Raw genomic sequence first — 14717 nt, 5'->3', positions numbered from 1 at the left:
GGCCGTGTTCCTGGGCTCGAAGGCCGGCGACTTCATGACCGGCCAGACGATGGTGATCGACGGCGGCGCGACGATTAGTTAACTGGCTGAGTTTACAGCATCGGGTCGAGATGTAGCTGCGACGCATGCTGCGCTCCCTCTCCCGCTCGCGGGAGAGGGCGAGGGATGTCTCCACGGGCGAGATCCCCCTGAGGAGAAAGCCCTTACCCGGCGCGCTGCGCCGACCTCTCCCGCAAGCGGGAGAGATTGAGCGAGCCCGCGGCTCGGTCCGAACGTCATCTCGTCTAGTTCGACCCGGCGGCCGCGGCCGTGAAGCTGCGGTCGACGGCTTGGCTGACGTCGAGCTTCTTCGGCAGGATGCCGTAGCGCGTCGACCGGTCGGAGGCATCCTGCACCTCCTTCACCACGTTCGCGTCGATCACGATCGGGCTGGTGCGCTGCGCCGTGTAGGCCGAGAGCAGCACGTCTTCGGGCAGCTTGGTCAGCTCGGCCGTGTTCTTCGCGTACTCGCCCAAGTGATCCAGCGACCACAGCCGCGCCTTGTTCAGCCGCTGCACGAGGTCCTGCACCGCCGCGCGTTTGGTGGCGATGGCGTTGTCGGAGGCGACGATGAAGGTGATGGTGGGCGTGAGGCCTTCGCCGTCGGCGATCACGTGGGCCTTGTCCTTGAGCGTCGCGAACGAGACGTAGGGCTCCCACACCGCCCAGGCGTCGATCGAGCCCGCGACCAGCGCGATCTTGGCATCGACCGGGCCGAGCGGGGCGAAGATCGCGTCCTCGAGCTTGATCTGTGCCTTCTCCAGCGTCGCATCGATCAGGAACTGGCCCCAGCCGCCGCGGGTGCCGGCGAGGCGCTTCCCCTTGAGGTCGGCCGCCGACTTGATCGGCGAATCCTGGCGCACCAGGATCGCTTGCGTCTTCGCCTCCGATCTCGTGCCGCCGATCGCCTTGATCGGCGCGCCGGCCGCGTAGACTGAGAGGAAGGAGAGGTCGCCGGTATAGCCGACGTCGAGCGCCCCGGCGTGGAGCGCTTCCAGGATCGGTGCCGCAGCGGGGAATTCCGACCATTCGATCTTGTACGGAAGGTCCTTCGCATAGCCTGAAATCTCGAGCAGCGAGCGGTTGCCGCCCTTCTGGTCGCCGACGCGGAGCACGACCGTGTCGGCCGCGAACGACGCGGCGGCCGTCGACAAGGTGATGGCTGCAGCGAACAGCGATGCCGCGAGCCGGCGCGTGATGGGATGGTCGTGGGAGTTGATGCTCATGTGCTTTGTCTTGCTTGATCTGTCTTGTTGCTTTGCTCACGACGCGTGAGCGAGCGATGCAGCGAGACGATCAAGTCTATGGGCACGCAAAGTGCAGTCAATGAAATGGCTGACCGTATTGCGCGCGCGATGAGCAAGGACCTTTCAACGAATCCGTGCTTTCGAGAAAGCCCGGCGCGAGCAGCCGGCAATGCGCAAGAATGATGCAGGTGCTGGAGTCGCCGCGAGGATCGCGAGCCGACGCACTCGGTGGAAATCGTTTCATCGTTTCCGTGCGTGCCGATGGAGAGAATGAATTCGCTCGGTGCAACATTCGAAATTCCATTTCATTGACGATATGAAGAGCGCGCCGCATGATTTGCGCATCGCATCAACGCGGCGCGTGATCGCCGACGGACAGATTTTCTTTCAACGCAGCTCCGCACGGAACATGCGCAACGCCGGGTGTTGCGTAGTCGGCGAAGCCGTGCCAGCGCAGGAGCAAGAAGCGGATGAACAACGAGACCAAACGCGGCGGATCGAGCCTCGACCGGCGCCATCTGCTCCAGGCGGGGTTGGCTGCGGCTTTCGCCGCGCCGCTTGGTGCGCTGGGCGCGCAGGCCTTTGCGCCGCGCGCGATCGCGCCCGGTGTCGACTTCTCGGAATTTCCGCTGTGCCGGACGGCGGCAGACAGCCCCGCGCTCACCGGTGCGCCGCGCAAGCTGAAGCTGTCGTGGAACGCCGGCGCGGTCTGCCTCGCGCCGGTGCCGGTCGCCATCGAGCACGGCTTCTTCAGGAAGCACAATCTCGACGTCGAACTGGTCAACTATTCGGGTTCGACCGACCAGCTGCTCGAGGCAATCGCCACCGGCAAGAGCGACGCCGGCCTCGGCATGGCGCTGCGCTGGTTGAAGCCGCTGGAGCAGGGCTTTGACGTCAAGATCGCCGCCGGCACCCATGGCGGTTGCATGCGCGTCTTGTCGCGCACCGACTCCGGCGTCAGCAAGCTCGCCGATCTCAAGGGCAAGACCGTCGCGGTCGGCGATCTCGCCGGCCCGGACAAGAACTTCTTCTCGATCCAGCTCGCCAAGCTCGGCATCGATCCCAACAAGGACGTCGACTGGCGCGCCTATCCCGGCAACCTCCTCAACGTCGCGGTGGAGAAGGGCGAGGTCCAAGCCTTCCTCTCGTCCGATCCGCTCGGTTATCTCTGGCTCAAGGACAGCCAGTACAAGGAAGTCGCCTCCAATCTCGACGGCGAGTATCGCGAAAAAAGCTGCTGCATCCTTGGCCTGCGCGGCAGCCTGGTGCGCGAGGAGCCGCAGGTCGCGCGCGCCATCACGCAGGCGCTGCTCGATGCTGCGATGTCCACTTCGCAAAATCCCGTCGTCGCGGCGAAGTCGTTCCAGCCCTACGCGCCGAAGGCAGCCACACTCGCCGATATCGAAGGCATGGTGCGCTACCACACCCACCACCATCATCCCGTGGGCGAGGTGCTGAAGCGCGAGCTCAAGGCCTATGCCGACGATCTGAAGAGCGTGCAGGTCTTCAAGCAGAGCACCGACACCGCCAAATTCGCGGAGCGCATCTATGTCGACGTATTCGCTGTCTGACGGCCTCGCCTCCGGCGCGCCGGGGGTCTCGCGCGCACCACTGCTTGCGATCTGGGTGCGGGAATCCGGCGTCGGCATCCTCGCCAGTGTCGCCTGGATCGGCTTTGGCCTCTCCTGCCTGTGGTGGGAGGACGTCGGCGACTGGTCGCGGACGCACTCCCTCGGGATTGCGGCCTTCATCGTCGCCGCGGTCGCCCTGTTCGGAACCGTCGGCGCCGATTATCTCGGATCGGCGGGTCGCGGCTTGCGCAAGCGCGCGCCGTGGCTGGTGGCGCTCGGTGCGTTCTTGACATTATGGGAGGTGGCGACTGCAAAATTCGCCTGGCTGCCGCTGCCGTTCTTCCCGCCGCCGCAGTCGATCATCGAGGTCTATACCGATGATTTGCCAAAGCTGCTCGACAGCGTTTTTGCCTCGGTCAAGCTCCAGCTCGGCGGCTATCTGATCGGCGCCACGATCGGCTTTCTGACCGGTGTCTCGATCGGATGGTCGCGCGCGGTCGGCTATTGGGTGCATCCGGTGCTGCGCTTCATCGGCCCGCTGCCGGCGACCGCCTGGCTGCCGATCGCCTTCTTCACGTTCCCGTCGAGCTGGAGCGCTTCGACCTTCCTGATCGCGCTGGCAACCTGTTTTCCTGTTACCGTGCTGACCTGGTCGGGGGTCGCGAGCGTCAGCAACGCCTATTACGACGTCGCGCGCACGCTGGGGGCAAAGCCGTCCTTCCTGGTGCTGAAGGTCGCAATCCCTGCGGCATTGCCGCACGTGTTCGTCGGCCTGTTCATGGGCCTGGGCTCGTCGTTTGCCGTGCTGGTCGTCGCCGAGATGATCGGGGTCAAGGCCGGGCTCGGCTGGTACCTGCAATGGGCGCAGGGCTGGGCCGCCTACGCCAACATGTATGCTGCGCTGATCGTGATGTCGCTGCTCTGCTCCGGCGCGATCACGCTGCTGTTTGCGATCCGTGATCGCCTGCTGGTGTGGCAGAAGGGGACCGTGAAATGGTAGTCGCAGCACTCGCCGAATCCATTACACACGCGGCCGCAGGCGCCGCGCTCGATATCGAGCAGGTCAGCCACGCCTTCGACATCGACGGTGCCGAGCTGCCGGTGCTCGACGACGTCAGCATCTCTGTCGAGCCCGGCGAGTTCGTCGCGCTGCTCGGCCCCTCCGGCTGCGGCAAGTCGACCTTGCTGCGTCTCGTCGCGGGCCTCGACAAACCCAGGTCCGGAACGCTGCGCGAGGACGAGAACCGCATCAAAAGTCCGCATCCCTCGCGCGTCGTCGTGTTCCAGGACCCGACGCTGTTTCCCTGGCGCTCGGTCTGGGACAATGTCGCGCTGGGGCTGGAAGCGCAGGGCATCCTTAGGAGCCAGCGCCACCACGTCGATGCCGCGCTCGATCTCGTTGGCCTCGCGTCCTTTCGCAATGCCTATCCGCATCAGCTCTCCGGCGGCATGGCGCAACGCGTTGCGCTCGCCCGCGCGCTGGTCAACGATCCCAAAATCCTGATCCTGGACGAGCCGCTCGGCAAGCTCGACTCGCTCACTCGCATCACCATGCAGGCCGAGCTGGTCTCGCTCTGGCAGCGCAAGGGCTTTACCACGCTGCTGGTGACGCATGATGCCGAAGAGGCCCTGGTGCTCGCCAACCGCGTCATCGTCTTCAGCGATCGTCCGGCGCGGGTCAAGGCCGATATCCGGGTGGACCGGCCCTATCCGCGCCACCGCGGCGATCCGTATCTGGCGGATCTGCGTCGCCAAATTCTGGGCCTGCTGGGGCTGGATGCCACATGGTGACTTCCGCAGCAAAAGGGCGCACGGCCCATAGCGAGCCCGACTACATCGCGCGGGCCGAGGCGCTGGCCGGAGCATTTGCGGCGCGTGCGGCCGAATACGACCGCACCGGCAGCTTTCCGTTCGAGAACTTTCGCGAGCTCTCCGAAGCGGGGCTGCTGTCGCTGACGGTGCCGGCGGCCCATGGCGGCGCCGGTGCCGGCGCAAGGTACACCGCGCGCGTGATCGGCATCGTCGGCAAGGCCGATCCGTCGACCGCGCTGGTGCTGTCGATGCACTACATCAACCATCTGGTGATGGCGCGGAGCCAGACTTGGCCGGCGCGGCTGTCGCGCAAGCTCGCGCGCGAGACTGTAGAGGGCCTTGCACTGGTCAACGCGCTGCGCGTCGAGCCGGAGCTCGGCTCGCCGGCGCGCGGCGGCCTGCCGGCGACTATCGCACGGCGCACCGAGACCGGATGGCGTCTCACCGGCCACAAGATCTATTCGACGGGGTCGCCGATCCTGAAATGGTATCTGGTCTGGGCGCGGACCGACGAGGTCGAGCCGCGGATCGGACAGTTCCTGGTCCCCGCGGGGCTGCCGGGGACGCGCATCGTCGAGACTTGGGACCATCACGGCCTGCGCGCGAGCGGCAGCCACGACGTCATTTTCGACGATGTCGTCATCCCGCTCGATTCCGAGGTCGATGTCCGCAAGCCTGCGGATTGGCGGGTGCCCGACGTCACGCAGGCGATCGTCCATACGGTCTTCGTCGCCGCGATCTATGACAGTGTCGCGCGCGCGGCGCGTGACTGGCTGATCGCGTTCCTGAAGCAGCGCGCCCCCGCCAGCCTCGACGCGCCGCTGGCGACCTTGCCTCGGGCCCAGGAAATCCTCGGCGCCATCGAGGCCCGGCTGGCTGTCAATGCACGGCTGATCAACTCCTTCGCGGGCGATTTCGACGACGGCGTCGAACTTTCGGCCACGGAGTCCAACGTCATCAAGCTGACCGTGACCAACAATGCCGTTGCGGTGGTCGAGGACGCGCTGTCGCTGACCGGCAATCACGGCTTGTCCCGCGCCAACCCGCTGGAGCGGCATTATCGCGACGTGCTGTGCGGACGCGTGCACACACCGCAGGACGATTCCACACGCATCGGCCTCGGCCGTGCCGCGTTGGGACTTTAGGTTTCCGCCAAACATCAGGGAGACGATCATGTCGATCGAGTTCATCGGCTTTATCAGCAACAACAATTCGTCCGAGACCGTCGTCCGCGAGGGCCCGATCCTCAATCGCACCCACATCGAGACGGTGGCGAAGGCGCATGAGAATGCCGGGTTCGATCGCGCGCTGCTGGCGTTTCACTCCACCGCGCCGGACGCCCTCCAGGTCGCCCAGCATGTTCTGGGCGTCACCGGCCGGCTCAACGTGCTGATCGCGCAGCGGCCCGGCTTCACCGCGCCGACGCTGCTGGCGCGGCAGTTCGCCGTGCTCGACCAGCTTTCGCGCGGCCGCGTCGCGCTCCACGTCATCACCGGCGGCAACGCCACGGAGCTCCGGCAGGACGGCAACACGCTCGACGACAAGGACGAGCGTTATGCCCGCACCTCCGAATTCCTCGACGTGCTCAAGCTGGAATGGACCAGCGACAAACCGTTCTCCTACAAGGGCAAGTACTACCAGGTCGAGAACGCCTTCTCGCAGGTGAAGCCGTATCGTCCCGAGGGGATCCGTATCTATTTCGGCGGCGCCTCGGATGCGGCGATCGAGGTCGCCGGCAAGCACGCCGATACGTTTGCGCTGTGGGGTGAATCCTACGCGCAGGTGCGCGACGTCACCTCCCGCGTTCACAACGCCGCGATCAGGCAGGGCCGGCCGACGCCACGCTTCAGCCTGTCGGTGCGACCGATCATTGCGCCGACCGAGAAGCAAGCCTGGGAAAAGGCGGAAGACATATTGGCGCGCGCCACCGCACTTCAGGACAAGACCGGCTATCGCAAGCCTGCCGACGGCCACGCCACGGCCGGCGCACGGCGCCTGCTCGCGCTCGCCGATCAGGGCAGCCGCATCGACAAGCGTCTCTGGACCGAGATCGCAAAGCTCACCGGCGCCAACAGCAACACCACCGCGCTGGTCGGCACGCCCGAGCAGGTCGCGGAAGCCTTCGGCGACTATTACGACCTCGGCATCTCCCACTTCCTGATCCGCGGCTTCGATCCCCTGATCGACGCCATCGAATATGGCCGCGAGCTGATCCCGCTAACGCGCGAGCTCATCACCAAGCGTCAGGCCATTCGCGGCGAGGCCGCGGAATGATGCGCTGATGGCTGGCCGGCGCGCTGCTGCTCGGGTCGATTGAGCTGGTGGCAGCGATTGCGAAAGCAGGGTTGTAAGCCGTCAAGCCTTTCTCTCGTGTCGCGGGCGTGGTGCAGCGTGCAACGCTGAAGGAGCGTTGCGCTGCGTCTGGGCACGAGGTCTCACGCGCTGCTCAAGCGTTCGTGAGATGAGAACGCCGATTTCTGCCCCGGGGCTATGCTCAAAACGTTCCTTCTGCATTTCCTGCGCTCGACAACACTCACATTGCTATTTGCGCCGCCTGCCTTGCGCCGCGCCGCACCTCGTCAAAAATCAACCAGACGACCACATCGGGAGACTGGCCATGGGCCTGCAAGAAACTAAAATCGAATCGCTTCCCTTCGTCACTGCTGAACTCAACTACCTCGCACCAACGTCAGGCAAGCCGCGCACCTACGCCTTCGATCCGCCGCCGGGCGAGCCGAAGAGCACATCGCTGCCGGAGCCGCACCAGGTTCCGATCTTCGATGCACGGCTGATCGCCAACAATTTCTCGCTCGATCGCGAGGGCTTTGCGCTGGTGCGCCATCCGAACCAGGTCAAGGACTTCTACAACGACGCCGAGGTGAGGGCAGTCTACTATCCAGCCGTGGAGGCCTTTCTGCGGGCGACGCTGAAAGCCGACCGGGTCTTGATCTTCGATCACACCGTGCGCAAGCGTGTCGACGGCGCGCCCGATATTCGCGGCGGCGGCCCGCGCCAGCCTGCGACGCGCGTCCATGTCGACCAGACCGCCGTCTCCGGCGCCAACCGTGTGCGCGAGCATCTGCCTGACGAAGCCGAAGAGCTGCTCAAGGGCCGGGTTCAGGTGATCAATCTGTGGCGGCCGATCCGCGGGCCCTTGCGCGATTCTCCGCTTGCCATGGCCGACGGCAGCACGGTCGCGCCGGATGATCTTATCGCCTCCGACCTGATCTATCCCAATCGCCGCGGCGAGACATACTCAGTGAAATACAATCCGCACCATCGTTGGTTCTATTTCCCCGAGATGACGCCCGACGAGGCGCTGCTCCTCAAGTGCTATGATTCCGCAACCGACGGCCGCACCCGCTTCGGGCCGCACACCGCTTTCGTCGACCCGACCACGCCGGCGGATGCGGCGCCGCGTGAAAGCATCGAGGTCCGCACGCTGGTCTTTCACAAACAGTAACCACGCTGGTCTTTCACAAACAGTAACAATGTGTGATGGCACTGCCGGGCAATGCCCGGCAGTGGCTGGGAACCCAGGGGAACCAACGAACGTTTGCGCCTCGGGCAGGGCCAACCCGGAGCGATGCCGTGCGAGCGCAGACGACGCTATTCTCTTGCCTTGTCTCTTGCCTTGCTACTTTTTCGTTTTCTTCTGCTTCCGTTGCACACGCCGAGAGCGGACTCGCCTCGTACTACGGCTACGGCAAAGCCGGCAAAGGCGAGTTGACCTGCGCGCACCGGACGCGCCCCTTCGGCAGCGTGCTGAGGGTGTCCTATGGCAGCCGCTCGATCCAATGCCGCGTCAATGATCGCGGCCCCTTCATTCGCGGCCGTATCGTCGATCTCTCCGTCCCCGCCGCTCGCGCGCTCGGCATGATGAGCGCCGGCGTGGTCCGCGTCTCGGTGGAATAGGCCCGCGATCACGCTATAGTGCCGCCAAGCAAGATGAGGGGCGCTATGGCAAGGATCAGGGTTGGGCTCATAGGCTGCGGCTTCGTCTCGGAGCTGCACATGTATGCGTTCCGGCGCGTCTACGGCGTGGATGTCGAGGTCGCGGCGGTCGCCGCGCGCGGCGACCATGTCGTCGCATTCGCCAGCCGCCACCAGATCCCGCGCGTCTACCGAAGCTTTGCGGAAGCGATCGCCGACCGCGAGCTTGACGTCATCGACATTTGCACGCCGCCCAATCTCCACGCCGAGATGATCGTAGCCAGCATGCAGGCCGGCAAGCACGTCATCTGCGAAAAGCCCTTTGCCGGCTATTTCGGCCGCGAAGGCGATGCTCAGCCGATCGGCAAGCATGTGCCGAAGGCGCTGATGTATGAGCGCGTGCTGGAGGAGATGGACGCAACGCGCGCGGCGATCGAACGTACCGGAAAACTCTTCATGTATGCCGAGGACTGGATCTACGCGCCCGCGGTGACCAAGACCGCGGAGATCATCAAGGTGACGAAAGACAAGATCCTGTTCATGAAGGGCGAGGAGAGCCATTCCGGCTCGCATGCGGCGCACGCCGCGCAGTGGGCCATGACCGGTGGCGGCTCGCTGATCCGCATGGGCTGTCATCCGCTCTCGGCCGTGCTCTATCTGAAGCAGGTCGAGGCCAAGGCACGCGGCGAGACCATCCGCGTCGCCAGCGTCACCGCCGATGTCGGCAACGTCACCGCTATCCTGAAGCCTGAGGAGCGCACCTACATCAAGGCCAATCCGGTCGACGTCGAGGACTGGGGCACGCTGACCGCGACGTTCTCCGACGGCACCAAGGCCACCGTGTTCTCCGGCGACATGATCATGGGCGGCGTGCGCAATCTGATCGAGACCTACACCTCCGGCGGCTCGCTGTTCGCCAACATCACGCCGAACACGCATCTGGTGAGCTACCAGACCAGCGAGGAGAAGCTCGCCAGCGTCTACATCACCGAAAAGGTCGATCGCAAAACCGGCTGGCAATATGTCTGTCTCGAGGAGGAATGGACGCGGGGCTATCTCCAGGAGATCCAGGACTTCATGGAATGCACCGCGAGCGGCCGGCAGCCGCTGTCGGACCTCGCGCTGGCGTACGAGACGATCAAGGTGAACTACGCCGGCTATTGGGCCGCGGAGGAGGGGCGGCGGGTGGTGTTGTAGAGAGCGCGCTGAACTGATCAGCTACGTGCCGGCTGCTGATCCTTCTCCCCTTGTGGGAGAAGGTGGCATAGGCGGCCTTCGGCCGCCGTTCTTAAGGACGCCGAAGCGAAGCTTCGGCTATGGCGCCGGATGAGGGGTTGCTTCAGCGAATTCGAATGCGAGAGGGGCATGCGCGGAGAGAACCCCTCACCCGTCTCGCCGCTACGCGGCGAGCCACCCTCTCCCACAAGGGGAGAGGGGGCGCACCGTCGGCGCGGCTTGAATCCTATGCCCCGTACGTCGATCCCTTCGGCAGCGGAAACACCGGATCCCGCGTGCGGATGTTGGTCGGCCATACCACCGAGATGTGCTCACCGGCATTCTGCATCACGACTGGGGTCGAGCGTTCGTTCTGTCCCGAGAGCGGCGTGCCCGGCGGGAAGAACTTGACGCCATAGCCTTGAATGGTGCCGCCGGCGGGAATATCGACGTCGAGCGCGGCTTTGCGGATCGCCTCGGGCTCGAAGCTGCCGTATTTCTCTTTCGCGACTGGCAGAACGTTGTTGAGCAGCACCCAGGTCTGGTTGAAACCCATCGAGCAATGCGGCGGCACGTCGGTGGCGCCCATCTTGGCCTGGTAGCGCGAGACCATGGTCTTGATCAGGTCGCCCATCCCCGGCGCGAGCTTGGCGGGATCAAGCAGTTGCGCCGGCACCGGGTCGATGTTGCAGAAATTGTCGATGTCGGGGCCGAAGGTCGCGCGCAGCTTGTCGAGCTGGCTGTAACCGGCGCCGGCGCCGAACAGCATCTTGAACCGCAGGCCGCTCTCACGCGCCTGGCGCAGGAACAGGGTGATGTCCGGGTTGTAGCCGGCATGCGAGATCACGTCGGCCTTGGCGCGCTTGAGCTTGGTCACCAGCACGGAAAGGTCCGGCGCGGAGGCCGAATAGCCTTCGCGCAGCACCACCTGGATGCCGGCCTGCTTGGCATAGGCCTCGTCGGCGGCGGCGACGCCGACGCCATAGGGGCCGTCCTCGTGGATCAGCGCGACCTTGACGTCCTTCGGCTCCATGCCGAGCTTGGCTTTCGCATGCTCGTTGATGAAGCTTGCAAAGGCCTGGCCGTACTGGTCGGAATGGATCTGTGCGCGAAACACGTATTGCAAGTTCTTGTCCTTGAACACGGCAGTCGACACCGCGGTCGTGATCCAGAGGATCTTCTTCTGCTGCTCCACCCTGGCGGCGAGCGGCACGGCGTGCGAGCTCGCATAGACGCCATTGAGGATATCGATCTTCTCCTGGTTGATCAGGCGTTCGGCCTCGTTGATCGCGACATCGGGCTTGCTCTGGGAGTCGGCCGCAACCGGCACGATCTTGGTCTTGCCGCCGATACCGCCCTTCTCGTTGACGAGGTCGATGGCGATCTGCGCGCCGACCGAGGAGGCGACCGAGCCGCCGGCGGCGAACGGACCGGTCAGATCGTAGATCAGCCCGATCCGCAATGTCTCGGCTTGCGCTTGTGCTCGTGTCCAATCGAGGCTGAGTGCGGCGGCAGCAGCAGCCGATGTCTTCAGCAGGGTCCTGCGTGAAGTCGCCATCCTATCCTCCCTCTGAACCGTCTTTTGTGACTGGCTTTTATTTTTGCGAAGTATTCAGAGCGAACCGTGGAAAGTCAACATCGCCCAAGGTCGATACGCGGCGGCCGCGGCTCACAACGCAATTGCGAAAGTCAACAAAAAGGCCCATCCCCCGCGTCGTGAGAAGGTCCTAAGGCGAGAAGGTCCTAAGAGATATGGCTCAACTGGTTCAATGCCGCCTGGTCAACGAGCCGCTTGCCGATCCCGGCCTGTTGGTCGACTTCAGGTTCGGACGGCGCGCCATGCTGTTCGACATCGGCGATCTCTCGCCGCTGTCGAGCCGCGAACTGCAGCGCATCAGCGACGTCTTCGTCAGCCATCGGCACATGGATCACTTCGCCGGCTTCGACCAGTTGCTGCGGGTCCGGCATCAGCAACCCGGCCGGGTGCGCATGATCGGTCCGCCCGGTCTCGTCGACGGCATCGCCGGGAAGCTCATGGGCTACAGCTGGAATCTGCTCGATGCCAATTCGCAGGACTTTGCGATTGAAGCCGCCGAGTTTCACGACGGCCGGCTTGGCGACTGGACCATCTTTCCAGCAAGGCAGCAGTTTCGCGCGGCGCGGTACGAGAAAGCGGTCTTGCCGCCGGGGCTGGTGTTCCGGGACGGCGATCTCTCTATCGAGGCGGTGACGCTTGATCACGGCATTCCCTGCCTCGGTTTTGCGTTGCAGGAGACGGTGCGGGTCAACGTCTGGACCGTCGGATTGGCGCAGCTTGGTCTCGACGTCGGCCCCTGGCTCAACGCGGCCAAGCGCGCGGTCCGCAGTGGTGCGGGGGAGGATGCGTCGATTGCCGTGGATGCCGGCCGCATTATCAAACTCGGTGAACTCACGCGGCACGCGCTCAAAGTCGCGCCCGGACAGCGCGTAGCATACGTGACCGACGTCGCCTTCACCCCCGCCAACGCGGAGAACATTATCGCGCTCGCGCGAGGTGCCGATCATCTCTTCATCGAGGCGGCCTTTGCAGGCGACGATGCGGATCTTGCACAGCAACGCCGGCACCTGACGGCCGCGCAGGCCGGCCATCTCGCCCGCACCGCCGGCGTGAAGCGGATGACGACGTTTCACTATTCGCCGCGTTACCTCGACACGCCCGACCGGCTGCGCGCCGAAGCGGATGCCGCCTTTGCCGGCCAGTCGGCGCCGTCGCCTTGACCATCGCTGTCGCCGGCCCGCGCCCTTAGGCGATGAAATCCCCGGCATGTAAGCAAATGTCGCGTGCACAAAACGATCGGGCGCCGGCAGTTCAGGCCGGCGCCCTTCACTTATGGATCGCGTGGTCGGCTTCAGCCGGGCCCTGCGCCCTGTGTCGCCGTGTAGACCGCGTAGAGTGACTGGCTCGCGGCCATGAACAGGCGGTTGCGCTTGGGACCGCCGAAGCAGATGTTGCCGCAGACTTCGGGCAGGCGGATGCGGCCGAGCAGCTTGCCGTCAGGCGACCACACCGTCACGCCGTTGTAGCCGACGGCGCGGCCGGCATTGCTGGAGGCCCAGATATTGCCGTTGACGTCGCAGCGCACGCCGTCCGGCCCGCACTTCACACCGTCGATCGTGCAATCGCTGAACCGCTTTGGATTGCTGAGCTTGTTATCGCTGCCGACGTCGAACACGAAGATCTCGCCCTTGCCGCCAGGCCCGGTGTCGCCTGGTCCCTTGCCGGTCGAGGCGACGTAGAGCTTCTTGAAGTCGGGCGAGAAGCACAGGCCGTTGGGATCAGGCACCTGCTCTTCGGTGACGACGAGATCGACACGGCCGGAGGGGTCGATGCGGTAGCAGTTGGTCGGGAGCTCGCGCTTGCCGGCCACGAAACCGGCCGGCTGTCCGATCCGCGGATTGAGCTTGCCACCGGAATTGCTTGGGCCGCCCGCGGTGTCGGGCTCGCCTTCGTAGAGCTGGCCGCCATAGGGCGGATCGGTGAACCAGTAGCTGCCGTCCGGATGCGCGACGACGTCGTTCGGGGAGTTCAGCCGCTTGCCCTGATAGGAGTCCGCAAGCACCGTGGCGGTGCCGTCATGCTCGTAACGCGTCACCCGCCGGGTCAGGTGCTCGCAGGAGAGCTGGCGGCCCTGGAAATCGAACGAGTTGCCGTTGGAGTTGTTGGACGGCGCGCGAAACACGCTGACACGTCCATCGTCCTCGCTCCATCGCATCTGCCGGTTGTTGGGAATGTCGCTCCAGAGCAGATACCGTCCTTGCGCGCTCCAGGCGGGACCTTCGGCCCACAGCAAACCGGTATAGAGCCGCTTGATCGCAGTATTGGGCTGGGCGAGGTCGTTGAAGGACGGATCGACCGCGATGATGTCGGGATCCCAAAAATAAGTGGTCGGCGCGCCGCCCGGGCCGAAATCGCGCGGCGGGGTGGTGATTGTCGTCGGCGGCGCGGCAGGGCCGGCCTGGGCCAGCGCCTGGCCCGCGCCTGCCATGGTGGCACCGGCGCAGAGGGCAAGCCCCTGGACCAGCGTTCGTCGTGAAAGCGCAGCATCCTGGTCACGCTGCTTTTGGCGTGTCATCGCGTCCTCCCGGTCATGTTCGCTGGCCGGTTGATCCGGCCGAGCAGCTGTGAAGGTTAGTCCGGTCTGCGTCCGGTTGCGAGCGCCGGTTCGCATCCTTTGCGCGCCTCCTGGCAACGCGGAACTTGACGCACACCGGGTTGCTGAAGTCGCAACGCGACAATTCGTTCCACCTTGCAGATCAACCGGAGCTGGTTTTGTCGCCTGTCAAGCCTTGACCTCGCACGCGATGTTGGCAGAACTCGCTCCTGGGGCAAATGACGGAGTTCGTTGTGCTAGCCGCTGTCGTACTGTTCTTGGCGCTCGCCATCGCGTTCGCCGCGGGTTATTTCACGCGCGATTTCCTGTCCCGCAAACGGCGTGCGGAAGCCCGCCGCTGGCGTGAGTATACGCAGCCGGATTGGCTCCCCGCCGCAGCGCCTGCCAACACCAACGAGATCGTGCCCCCGGCCACAGGCGAGCTCGGCCAGATGCTGAACCGCTGGGAAAGCAGGGCCCGCGCCCGCCGCGCAGGATAGCCGTCAGCTCACGCGCCGATCGGACCGGGAGACTCGCCACCTGCAACTAGGTCAATTCCGCTGACCATCTTTTGGCGTTGCAGTTGCGCCTATTTTTCGTTTAAGAAACGATCCATTGAGTTCCCGGCAACCTATCGTCAACGGTTTTGACCGAGGATTTGTGGGCTCAAAAAGGGTCTGGCAATGCTGATTCGCGGCCAAATCGATGGGATTTCGAGGGAGGTGGCTCTGGCCGCCGCCACGATCCCGGCCGCGCTGCCCACCCTTCTT

Annotated in this window: 13 protein-coding genes and 1 pseudogene; 11 read left to right on the top strand and 3 right to left on the bottom strand. The window is 64.8% G+C overall.

Going from position 1 to position 14717, the window contains the following annotated elements; translation table 11 throughout:
* A pseudogene (locus tag FXV83_RS27000) lies at positions 1 to 82 on the top strand (short-chain dehydrogenase); the annotation flags it as partial.
* Positions 83 to 284: 202 nt separating this feature from the next.
* Here FXV83_RS27000 and FXV83_RS26995 read toward each other — a convergent pair.
* Entirely contained in the window at positions 285 to 1265 is a 981-nt protein-coding gene (locus FXV83_RS26995) for an ABC transporter substrate-binding protein (protein WP_148742617.1), read from the bottom strand.
* 491 nt (positions 1266 to 1756) lie between these two features.
* On the opposite strand from FXV83_RS26995, the gene FXV83_RS26990 reads away from it, so the two are divergent.
* The 8 genes from FXV83_RS26990 to FXV83_RS26955 all read left to right on the top strand — a co-directional run bounded on the left by FXV83_RS26990 (position 1757) and on the right by FXV83_RS26955 (position 9799).
* Complete coding sequence (locus tag FXV83_RS26990) at positions 1757 to 2857, top strand: ABC transporter substrate-binding protein (RefSeq protein WP_148742616.1); 1101 nt, start codon at positions 1757 to 1759, stop codon at positions 2855 to 2857.
* On the top strand, positions 2835 to 3857 hold the full coding sequence (locus FXV83_RS26985; protein WP_148742615.1) for an ABC transporter permease: 1023 nt from the start codon (positions 2835 to 2837) through the stop codon (positions 3855 to 3857). Before FXV83_RS26990 ends, FXV83_RS26985 begins: the two co-directional genes overlap by 23 nt.
* Positions 3851 to 4648 (top strand): ABC transporter ATP-binding protein, encoded by a 798-nt coding sequence (locus FXV83_RS26980; RefSeq protein WP_148742614.1) that lies wholly within the window; start codon positions 3851 to 3853, stop codon positions 4646 to 4648. The genes FXV83_RS26985 and FXV83_RS26980 overlap by 7 nt, the downstream gene beginning before the upstream one ends.
* The gene (locus FXV83_RS26975; protein WP_148742613.1) at positions 4642 to 5814 is read left to right on the top strand and encodes an acyl-CoA dehydrogenase family protein; all 1173 of its coding nucleotides are present in this window, start codon (positions 4642 to 4644) and stop codon (positions 5812 to 5814) included. Before FXV83_RS26980 ends, FXV83_RS26975 begins: the two co-directional genes overlap by 7 nt.
* A gap of 28 nt (positions 5815 to 5842) precedes the next feature.
* The gene (locus FXV83_RS26970; RefSeq protein ID WP_148742612.1) at positions 5843 to 6943 is read left to right on the top strand and encodes an LLM class flavin-dependent oxidoreductase; all 1101 of its coding nucleotides are present in this window, start codon (positions 5843 to 5845) and stop codon (positions 6941 to 6943) included.
* Between the two features lie 343 nt (positions 6944 to 7286).
* Positions 7287 to 8132, top strand: a complete 846-nt coding sequence (locus tag FXV83_RS26965) for a CmcJ/NvfI family oxidoreductase (RefSeq protein ID WP_148742611.1) — start codon at positions 7287 to 7289, stop codon at positions 8130 to 8132.
* Between the two features lie 128 nt (positions 8133 to 8260).
* Positions 8261 to 8584, top strand: a complete 324-nt coding sequence (locus tag FXV83_RS26960) for a septal ring lytic transglycosylase RlpA family protein (protein ID WP_148742610.1) — start codon at positions 8261 to 8263, stop codon at positions 8582 to 8584.
* 45 nt (positions 8585 to 8629) lie between these two features.
* Complete coding sequence (locus FXV83_RS26955; RefSeq protein WP_148742609.1) at positions 8630 to 9799, top strand: Gfo/Idh/MocA family protein; 1170 nt, start codon at positions 8630 to 8632, stop codon at positions 9797 to 9799.
* Between the two features lie 265 nt (positions 9800 to 10064).
* Here the strand turns inward: FXV83_RS26955 and FXV83_RS26950 are convergent, their stop codons facing one another.
* On the bottom strand, positions 10065 to 11375 hold the full coding sequence (locus FXV83_RS26950) for an ABC transporter substrate-binding protein (RefSeq protein ID WP_148742608.1): 1311 nt from the start codon (positions 11373 to 11375) through the stop codon (positions 10065 to 10067).
* Between the two features lie 194 nt (positions 11376 to 11569).
* On the opposite strand from FXV83_RS26950, the gene FXV83_RS26945 reads away from it, so the two are divergent.
* Positions 11570 to 12574 carry a ribonuclease Z gene (locus FXV83_RS26945; RefSeq protein WP_148742607.1) on the top strand — a complete coding sequence of 335 codons (1005 nt, stop codon included), beginning with the start codon at positions 11570 to 11572 and terminating at the stop codon, positions 12572 to 12574.
* Positions 12575 to 12705: 131 nt separating this feature from the next.
* Here the strand turns inward: FXV83_RS26945 and FXV83_RS26940 are convergent, their stop codons facing one another.
* Positions 12706 to 13929, bottom strand: a complete 1224-nt coding sequence (locus tag FXV83_RS26940; protein ID WP_187436183.1) for an SMP-30/gluconolactonase/LRE family protein — start codon at positions 13927 to 13929, stop codon at positions 12706 to 12708.
* A 272-nt stretch (positions 13930 to 14201) separates the two neighbouring features.
* Between FXV83_RS26940 and FXV83_RS26935 the strand changes: the two genes are divergently transcribed.
* Complete coding sequence (locus tag FXV83_RS26935) at positions 14202 to 14447, top strand: hypothetical protein (RefSeq protein ID WP_187436182.1); 246 nt, start codon at positions 14202 to 14204, stop codon at positions 14445 to 14447.
* Positions 14448 to 14717: the final 270 nt, after the last annotated feature.

Source organism: Bradyrhizobium hipponense (genome assembly GCF_008123965.1).
Lineage (GTDB): Bacteria > Pseudomonadota > Alphaproteobacteria > Rhizobiales > Xanthobacteraceae > Bradyrhizobium > Bradyrhizobium hipponense.
The sequence above is the reverse complement of the archived record's forward strand: the minus strand, read 5'-3'. Positions and strand labels throughout refer to the sequence as shown.